The organism is Corynebacterium sp. HMSC074A01, assembly GCF_001831515.1.
In the GTDB taxonomy this organism is placed as follows: Bacteria; Actinomycetota; Actinomycetes; order Mycobacteriales; family Mycobacteriaceae; genus Corynebacterium.
In genome coordinates this window covers 335-8,171 of the sequence record NZ_KV825618.1, presented here as the reverse complement: position 1 = coordinate 8,171, position 7,837 = coordinate 335, and the positions used below count along the sequence as shown (strand labels likewise).

Here is a 7,837-nt window from a genome sequence, read left to right as displayed (position 1 = left end):
GTGTGGTGCGCTACCAACTGCGCCATAGCCCCAATTCGGGTCTTCCTGCACCGGCGTAACCGGCGCGAAGCACTTCGCTAAATATACACGCGTGCCCGCAGGCGAACCAAATCGCCTACGGGCACGCGGGGACAAAACCTACTTGCTGGCCTTCAGCGTCTCGACCCACTGGCCGAGGTCGCCGTCGATGTCCTTATCGTCAACCATGACGCGCGGGGTCCAGCCCTCACCGGTGCGCTCTTCCTGGAGTTTCAGGTTCGCGTCCGACATTTCCTTGGCGGCCTCCGCGTACTTCTCGTCGCGGATGTCCTGCAGCGCCTCGTCGGAAGCGCCGTAGTCCTTCGCCAGGTCAGCCAGGTCATCAGCCTCGAACTTGTTGTACGCCTCCGCCTGGTTCTCAAAGAGGTAGTAGCGCAGGTTCATTGCGGCATCCGTCTCGCCGCGCGCGAACAGCGCGAGCGTTGCTGCGAGCGAAGCCGTGGAGTGGCCCGGGCTGTACGCCTGCTGCTGCCCGTCCAGGAAGACCATCGGGCGCAGGTCCACCTCAATCTCGCCGGCCTTCAGCGCTTCCATCATCGGCTCGCCGGTCTCGGTCTCCAGGTCAGCGCAGTGGGAGCAGGAGAAGTCCTCGAAGAGATCCGCCTTCGGCGCACCCTCAGCACCCTCACCGGTCAGGGCGATGAAGGCATCGCCCTCGTTCCAAGTAGCGCTGATGCCCTCGGTATCGATCATGCCCTCAGCAATCGCATCCTTGCGGTCGCTCTTGCCGTTGTAGACGATGATGCCGATTACCAGCACCGCAATCGCGATGACGGCCACGATGGCCCAGATAAAGCCAGCGCCGCCCTTCGAGTTCGGGTTTTGGACCTTACGGGTGGTCAATGTGGGTTCTCCTCAATCTTGGTGCGGGTGATACTCGAGACGTGCCCCCGCGCACGAAAGTACGCAGCGAATTATACGGCACGCGTCAACATTATGGGTAGATGGCAAAGCGGTTGAACGGGCGGTAGATCATGAACGCGGTAATGGCGATAAACGCCACGTCGCGCGCAACAACGAGCAGCAGGTTCGTGTCCACGACAGCACCCGCGCTCGGGTCGAAGCAGCCACAGTCAATTTCGAGCCCGCGCTGCCACGCCGACAGCAGCCCGATAATGAACAAGACGAGCACGCCGATGGAGACCCAACCGGCCGGCCGGAGCTTGATGCCCAGCAGGAGCAGCAGCCCGCCAGCCAGCTCGAGCGGGCCGATGAGCTGCGCAAGAATGTAGGACCACTCCTGGGTGAAAATCTCGTACGCGGCGATGGACTGCGTCATCTCCATCACATTGCCGGTCTTGGGGATCGCAGCCCTGATCCACACGTAAGCCATGAAGAAACGGGCGGCGGCCGAGAGTACGTCAAGCACCAGCGTGCGCGTGCTGCGCGCCTGGTCGTTCTCGGGCGCAGCGGCGGAAGTTTGTGTCGTCACAATAAGCAGCGTAGCGCAGCGGGTGGCCGTCGACCCTACAGTTTCCGCAAGATATGATGTGATCTATGACCACCTGGAAAGACCTCACCACCGCCGACCCCGCCCACTCCGAGCGATACGCCCAGCGCTGGAAGACGTTCGTCGCGCAAGGCAAGGACATCGACGGCGAGGCCAGGCTTATCGACGCCGCGTCGCCCCGCCACGCCCGCATCCTCGACGCCGGCTGCGGCACCGGCCGGGTCGGCGGCTACCTCGCTCAGCGCGGACACCGGGTGATCGGTACCGATATAGATCCGGTACTCATCGGCCACGCCAAGGAGGACTTCCCCGACGCCACCTGGGTCGTCGGCGACCTCTCCGCAGACGAGATCCCGGCGAGCGACATCGACGTCGCCGTCTGCGCGGGCAACGTCATGGGCTTTCTCGACCCGGCAGGCCGCGAGCCGGCGCTCGCCAACATCTTCCGCACGCTACGCCCCGGCGGCCGCCTCTTTGTCGGCTTCGGCGCGGGCCGCGGCTGGACGTTCGACGACTTCCTCGCCTTGGCCGAAAAGGTGGGCTTCAGCGTCCAGAACTGCTACGAGAGCTGGGAGCTTGCGCCGTTTCACCCCAACTCCGACTTTCTCGTCGCCCAGCTCGCGCGCCCGGCCTAACGCCTACTCCCCGAGCACGTCGGCCACCACGGCCTTCGCAGCCTCCTGCACTTCCTTCAGGTGCGCCTCGCCCTTGAAGGACTCCGCGTAGATCTTGTACTTGTCTTCGGTGCCGGAGGGGCGTGCGGCAAACCAGGCATTTTCAGTGGTTACCTTCAGCCCACCGATGGCGGCACCGTTGCCGGGCGCTTCGGTGAGCTTCGCAGTGATCAGCTCGCCGGCCAGCTCGGTGGCGGTGACCTGCTCCGGGGACAGCGCCTTCAGCGTGGCCTTCTGCTCGCGGTTGGCCGGGGCGTCGATGCGCGCGTAGGCGGGCGCGCCGAACTGCTCGGCCAGTTCCGCGTAGCGCTGCGACGGCGTCTTGCCGGTCACGGCCGTGATCTCGGCGGCGAGCAGGTCCATGATCAGCCCGTCCTTGTCTGTCGACCAGACGGTGCCGTCCTTGCGCAAGAAGGACGCACCTGCGGATTCTTCGCCGCCGAAGCCGATTTGCCCGTCGATAAGCCCTGGCACGAACCACTTAAAGCCGACGGGGACCTCTACCAGCGTACGGCCAAGCGAGGCGACGACACGGTCGATCATGGAAGAAGACACGAGCGTCTTGCCAACAGCGGTCCCCTCGGCCCAGCCCTCACGGTGGCTGAACAGGTACTCGATGGCCACGGCCAGGTAGTGGTTCGGGTTCATCAGGCCCGCGTCCGGGGTGACGATGCCGTGGCGGTCCGCGTCCGCGTCATTGCCGGTAGCGATGCCGTACTTGTCGCGGTTGTGTACGAGTGAGGCCATGGAGTTCAGGCTGGAGCAGTCCATGCGGATCTTGCCGTCGGTATCCAGCGTCATGAACCGCCAAGTGGCGTCCACGTTCGGGTTCACCACTTCCATGTTCAGCCCGTGGCGCTCAGCGATCGCGCCCCAGTAGTCCACGGACGCCCCACCCATCGGGTCCGCGCCAATGCTCAGGCCGGAGGTGCGAATCGCGTCGATGTCCACCACGTTCGGCAGATCATCAACGTAGGTCCCGAGGAAGTCGAAGCGCTCGGCCCGCTCATCCAGCACGCCGGTCACGCTCACGCGGCGCACGCCGTCTAGCCCGCGGGCCAGGTAGTCGTTGGCCTGGTTGGCGATCCAATCGGTCGCATCCGCGCCTGCCGGTCCACCGCTGGGCGGGTTGTACTTGAAGCCACCGTCGCGCGGCGGGTTGTGCGAAGGCGTAATCACAATGCCGTCGGCGCGCTGCGGGTCCGTGCCGGTCACGCCGCCGGAAAGCTTCGCGTTGTGCGACAGGATCGCATGGGAGACCGCGGGCGTTGGGGTGTAGCGCCCCGCTGCGTCGACAAGCACTGGCACCTCGTTCGCAATGAGCACCTCGAGCGCGGTCACCATCGCCGGCTCGGAAAGCGCGTGCGTGTCGCGGCCGATATAGACCGGCCCGCCGATGCTGTTCGCGCGGCGGTAGTCCACGATGGCCTGCGTGGTCGCCAGAATGTGCTGCTCGTTGAACGCGTTGTCCAGCGCGGAGCCGCGGTGCCCGGAGGTACCAAAGCTGACCTGCTGATCCGGGTCCCGCGCGTCAATCTCGCGCGTGTAGTAGGCCGTGACCAGCTCCGCAATGTCGATCAGGTCGGCGGGTTGGGCGAGTTGACCGGCGCGTTCGTGTGCCATGGGGTGCTCCTTTATGTTCGGACTGCAAGGCGCGCCGCTTCTCGACGCCCTTTACGCCCCATCTTCCCCGCTAACCACACTTTCTGCCACGCCAATGCCCGCGCTGCCCCACCTAATTGTGGGGAACCTTGGGGAAAGTTTAAAAACCTTCGCCAAACACATGACTTTTGATAGTGCGACAGGCTACTATTACCACCAACTTCTGTGGCACCAGTCACACATGGTGCTGCGAGAGGAAGTGTTGTCCCCCTAACCCGAGCATGAAATGTGGAGTTATGTCCTCATCGCTGAATGATTTTCTCGGCGGGATTGCCAGCGTCGTCTGGGGCCCGTTCGTCCTCATCCCGCTGCTCCTTGGCACCGGTTTGTTCCTGACCGTCCGCCTCGGTGGCATCCAGTTCCGCACGCTTGGTCGCGCAATGCGGCACGCTTTCGTCGATAAGAACGGCGACGGCGCGGGCGATATTTCCAACTACCAGGCGCTCACCACAGCCCTGGCCGCCACCGTCGGTACCGGTAACATCGTCGGCGTCGCCACCGCGCTCTCGATCGGTGGGCCCGGTTCCCTGTTCTGGATTTGGATGACCGGCCTCGTCGGCATGGCCACCAAGTACACCGAGGCCTACCTTGGTGTTCGCTTCCGCACCACCGATAAGTACGGCAAGCAGCAGGGCGGCCCGCACACCTACCTCCGCCGCGGCATCCCCGGCGGCCTGGGTAAGGTACTGGCGCTGGCCTTCACGCTGTTCACCATCTTTGCTTCCTTCGGCATCGGTAACCTCACCCAGGGCAACTCCATTGCCGCGGGTATGGAGGACGCCTTCGGCCTGGACCCGCTGGTCACCGGCATCATCATTTTCTTCGGCGTTGGCGCTGCCGTCCTCGGTGGCATTGAGGGTATCGGTAAGATCACCGCTGCCTTCGTCCCGCTCATGATCGTCATCTACGTCGTCGGCGGCCTCGTCGTCCTGATCATGATGGCAGACCAGGTCCCAGCGGCCCTCGCCCTCATCTTCACCGACGCCTTCACCGGCACCGCCGCAACCGGCGGCTTCGTGGGCTCCGGCATCATGCTGGCCATCCAGTTCGGTGTCGCCCGCGGTATCTTCTCCAACGAGTCCGGCCTCGGTTCCGCCGCAATCGCCGCGGCAGCTGCGAAGACGGAGCACCCGGTCCGCCAGGCCCTGGTCTCCATGACCCAGACCTTCATCGACACCATCATCGTCGTCACCATCACCGGCCTGGTCATCGTCACCGCCGGCACCTGGGAAATGGGCCGCGAGGAAGCAGCCGTGATGACTGCTGCCGGCTTCGCCGAGGGTCTCCCGGGCCACTGGGGCGGCACCATCGTCTCGGTCTCCCTGATCTTCTTCGCCTTCTCCACCATCCTTGGCTGGTCCTACTACGGTGAGCGTTCCGTCGTGTCGCTTGTCGGCCAGTGGGCGAGCGTGCCGTACCGCATGATCTTCACCGTCGTCGCTTTCCTGGGCGCGACCACCGAGCTCGAGCTGGTCTGGACCTTCTCCGACCTGGCAAACGGCCTCATGGCACTGCCGAACCTGGTAGGTCTGCTCATCCTCTCCGGCCTGGTTGCCCGCGAGACCCGCGAGTACCTCAAGTTCGACCCGAAGCTGAAGAAGGACCCGGACGAGGTCGCCCGATTCGTCCAGCAGCAAGGGATGAACTGGCAGTAATCCACCCTGCTACCCTGTAGAGCATGCAGGGCAACACCTTCCGCGAAGCGCTCCTTGTCGGCCTCGGTGCCGCACTGGGGGCGCTTTTGCGTGCCGCGTTGCTCGCCGTAGCCCCCGGCCCAGCCGCCATTGCGACGCTCGCCGTGAACACGGTTGGCGCGTTCGCCATGGGCTACTTCAAGCCGGGACCGTTCTTCGGCACCGGCTTCCTCGGCGGGTTCACTACCTTCTCCGCCATGGCAGTTGCCGCCATACACTCGAGCGCCATCTGGGCCCTCGGTCTAGTCGTAGCAAGCTTTGTTGTTTGCGTCGGTGCCTGGCTGCTTGCCGACGCCACCTCACCCCACCCCTACCGCCAAACCACAAAGAGCTAGCCATGGATCTTCTTGTTGTCGCCGGCATCTTCATCGGCGGATTCCTGGGAGGTATCGCCCGCTGGGCGCTGTCCCGCATCCCCGCACCGCGCGTGGGTACCTGGGCGGCAAACATGGTGGCCTGCTCCGTCCTCGGCTTCGTCTACGGACAGGGTGTGCTTGTCGCCATGGCGGTGGGCACGGGATTCGCGGGGGCGTTATCCACCTGGTCGACGCTGGCGAAAGAACTCGGCCAGCTCATCAAGGACAAGGACTACTCGGAGGCGCTGCGCTACGCGTTGGCGACCGCGTTGCTGGGCCTGGTTGCCGCCGGTTTCGGCATGCGTTGGGGCGCGCGGGCGTTCGGAGCCTGATTGCGTCGGTACACGGTGCAATGAGTGGGGTCGCGCCGCGGGAGGGTGGAATAATGTTGCGCTGGATTTCCAGTGACCAGGCACAACACCATTGCAATGTGGGCTCGTTACAAGATGAATCCAGCCCCCGGGGTGTCGGCTGCAGCATTTTGGTGCCGATGTTGCGATAACTCGGTACTGCCCTGTTCCGAGTAGTTGGTACCGCCACCGCCACCGTCACCGTCACCGGAGCCGAGCCGACTGCAGCGACTCGGCCGTATTAATTTGTTGTCGTCCGGGCCTACTGGGGCCGGGGCCTTGCGCGTGGTGAAGCCTCCTTAGCAGGTTCGGTGGTCGTGATGTTGCAACCGGCTATCCGGCAGCAGTGAAGCGTCCTGGGTTTTGTTCCGCTTCTTCTACGCCCCTGTGGTGACGGGCTGAGTGAGATAATACTCGGGGGCCTGACCCCTGTTTAAACGAATGCTCGGTGCGGTGATCATCGACAAACCGGAAGCGGATCACCGGTATGTCTCTTCCATGCAATGTTTGGCCGCTTGTGCAGAAACTCGCATTCCTCCTTTAGACGGGTGTTTTCCTCCTGAAGCTGGCAAACCTTTCTGCATCCGTGAGCTACTTGGCACGATTAGCGCGTGAACGCGCAGGACGCTTCGTAACTCAGCAGCCTCTTGTTCAGCACTGTTCCTGCCTGTGTGGGCTGTTTGGAGGGTATTCTCAGAGCAAACTTGTTCACGACGAAGGAGTTCCGATGCGTGCCCCGATCCAATTGATCTCACACGTAGGCGTTCGTTTCCAAACGCCTACCGGCGAACACACTATCCAGTTTGGCGATACTGCCCAGCAGGTGCAAGCGGTCCTAGGACAACCTGAGCGCGGTTCGACTGACACCACCCTCTACTTTGATGGTGCGCGTATTCAGGTGCACGTTGGACCCGGCGGGGTCGAATTCATGGAATTTGCAACTAACCCTAAGAAAGATGGTGTTGATGTCGAGTGGGAAGGGCGCAACCTGTCGCATATGAACGCTATTGAATGCGCAGAGCTGCTCAAAACGCTCAATAGAGGAGCCAGAATCAATGAAGCTGAGGCTCCGTCTAGTTATGTCTTCGAGAACTTAGGTCTCACCGTATGGCAACCGTATGCCCTTGAAAACGCGATAGACGATGTAGGGGAAGCAGAGAACGGCGGGGATAAGGACGAGCTGGAATATCTCAAGGAAGAGGTCGAAATGGCCGAGTGCTTTGACTCGGTGGGCGTCGGATCGCAGGAGTACATGAAAGGATATTTCTCGTAGGCTGTGGCCCTAGAGTTATAGGCGCTACTGGATCTTTAAATCCCTTGGTTGGGCATACCCTCGGCATCTCAATGCCGGTGGCTCGGTTGGGCACCGTCGTGGTGCCGCGCCGCGGGAGGCCGAAATAATATTGCGTCGAATTTCCAGCAACCAGGCACAACACCATTGCAATGCGGGCTCGTTACAAAATGAATCCAGCCCCCCCCCCGGGGGACACACGTACACCATTTACACAAAACCCGGCCTCACACCACCCCCGCGGCATACAAACACACCAGGGGCATACAGACACACCTGGGTACAACGAGAAAGCACCCCGCACGCCGGGGTGTTTCCGGT

The 7,837-nt window shown here is 62.8% G+C and carries 8 protein-coding genes; 5 read left to right on the top strand and 3 right to left on the bottom strand.

The genetic code is table 11. The features are described from left to right. Positions 1-138 precede the first annotated feature (138 nt). Positions 139-882: a DsbA family protein gene (locus HMPREF2550_RS05610; protein WP_070790249.1), complete on the bottom strand. Its 744-nt coding sequence runs from the start codon at positions 880-882 to the stop codon at positions 139-141. 91 nt (positions 883-973) lie between these two features. Then, positions 974-1,471 (bottom strand): MauE/DoxX family redox-associated membrane protein, encoded by a 498-nt coding sequence (locus HMPREF2550_RS05605; protein WP_256380813.1) that lies wholly within the window; start codon positions 1,469-1,471, stop codon positions 974-976. Positions 1,472-1,536: 65 nt separating this feature from the next. Between HMPREF2550_RS05605 and HMPREF2550_RS05600 the strand changes: the two genes are divergently transcribed. Beyond that, entirely contained in the window at positions 1,537-2,124 is a 588-nt protein-coding gene (locus HMPREF2550_RS05600) for a class I SAM-dependent methyltransferase (protein ID WP_070790246.1), read from the top strand. A gap of 3 nt (positions 2,125-2,127) precedes the next feature. On the opposite strand, the gene pgm is transcribed toward HMPREF2550_RS05600, so the two are convergent. Then, on the bottom strand, positions 2,128-3,786 hold the full coding sequence (pgm, locus tag HMPREF2550_RS05595) for a phosphoglucomutase (alpha-D-glucose-1,6-bisphosphate-dependent) (RefSeq protein ID WP_070790244.1): 1,659 nt from the start codon (positions 3,784-3,786) through the stop codon (positions 2,128-2,130). A 275-nt stretch (positions 3,787-4,061) separates the two neighbouring features. Here pgm and HMPREF2550_RS05590 point away from each other — a divergent pair, with 275 nt between their 5' ends. From HMPREF2550_RS05590 to HMPREF2550_RS05575, 4 genes are all read left to right on the top strand, one after another. Beyond that, positions 4,062-5,480 carry an alanine/glycine:cation symporter family protein gene (locus tag HMPREF2550_RS05590; protein ID WP_070762257.1) on the top strand — a complete coding sequence of 473 codons (1,419 nt, stop codon included), beginning with the start codon at positions 4,062-4,064 and terminating at the stop codon, positions 5,478-5,480. 23 nt (positions 5,481-5,503) lie between these two features. Continuing rightward, the gene (locus HMPREF2550_RS05585) at positions 5,504-5,854 is read left to right on the top strand and encodes a CrcB family protein (protein WP_070762256.1); all 351 of its coding nucleotides are present in this window, start codon (positions 5,504-5,506) and stop codon (positions 5,852-5,854) included. Between the two features lie 2 nt (positions 5,855-5,856). Further along, positions 5,857-6,207, top strand: a complete 351-nt coding sequence (locus HMPREF2550_RS05580; RefSeq protein ID WP_070762255.1) for a FluC/FEX family fluoride channel — start codon at positions 5,857-5,859, stop codon at positions 6,205-6,207. Between the two features lie 745 nt (positions 6,208-6,952). Further along, a complete protein-coding gene (locus tag HMPREF2550_RS05575) occupies positions 6,953-7,498 on the top strand; it encodes a hypothetical protein (RefSeq protein WP_070790242.1) in 546 nt (181 codons plus the stop codon). The last annotated feature ends 339 nt before the right edge of the window (positions 7,499-7,837 follow it).

Coding starts and splice junctions, on each gene's coding strand:
- HMPREF2550_RS05585 (WP_070762256.1), top strand. CDS start 5,504: ATGCAGGGCAACACCTTCCGCGAAGCGCTCCTTGTCGGCCTCGGTGCC.
- HMPREF2550_RS05575 (WP_070790242.1), top strand. CDS start 6,953: ATGCGTGCCCCGATCCAATTGATCTCACACGTAGGCGTTCGTTTCCAA.
- HMPREF2550_RS05580 (WP_070762255.1), top strand. CDS start 5,857: ATGGATCTTCTTGTTGTCGCCGGCATCTTCATCGGCGGATTCCTGGGA.
- HMPREF2550_RS05590 (WP_070762257.1), top strand. CDS start 4,062: ATGTCCTCATCGCTGAATGATTTTCTCGGCGGGATTGCCAGCGTCGTC.
- pgm (WP_070790244.1), bottom strand. CDS start 3,786: ATGGCACACGAACGCGCCGGTCAACTCGCCCAACCCGCCGACCTGATC.
- HMPREF2550_RS05600 (WP_070790246.1), top strand. CDS start 1,537: ATGACCACCTGGAAAGACCTCACCACCGCCGACCCCGCCCACTCCGAG.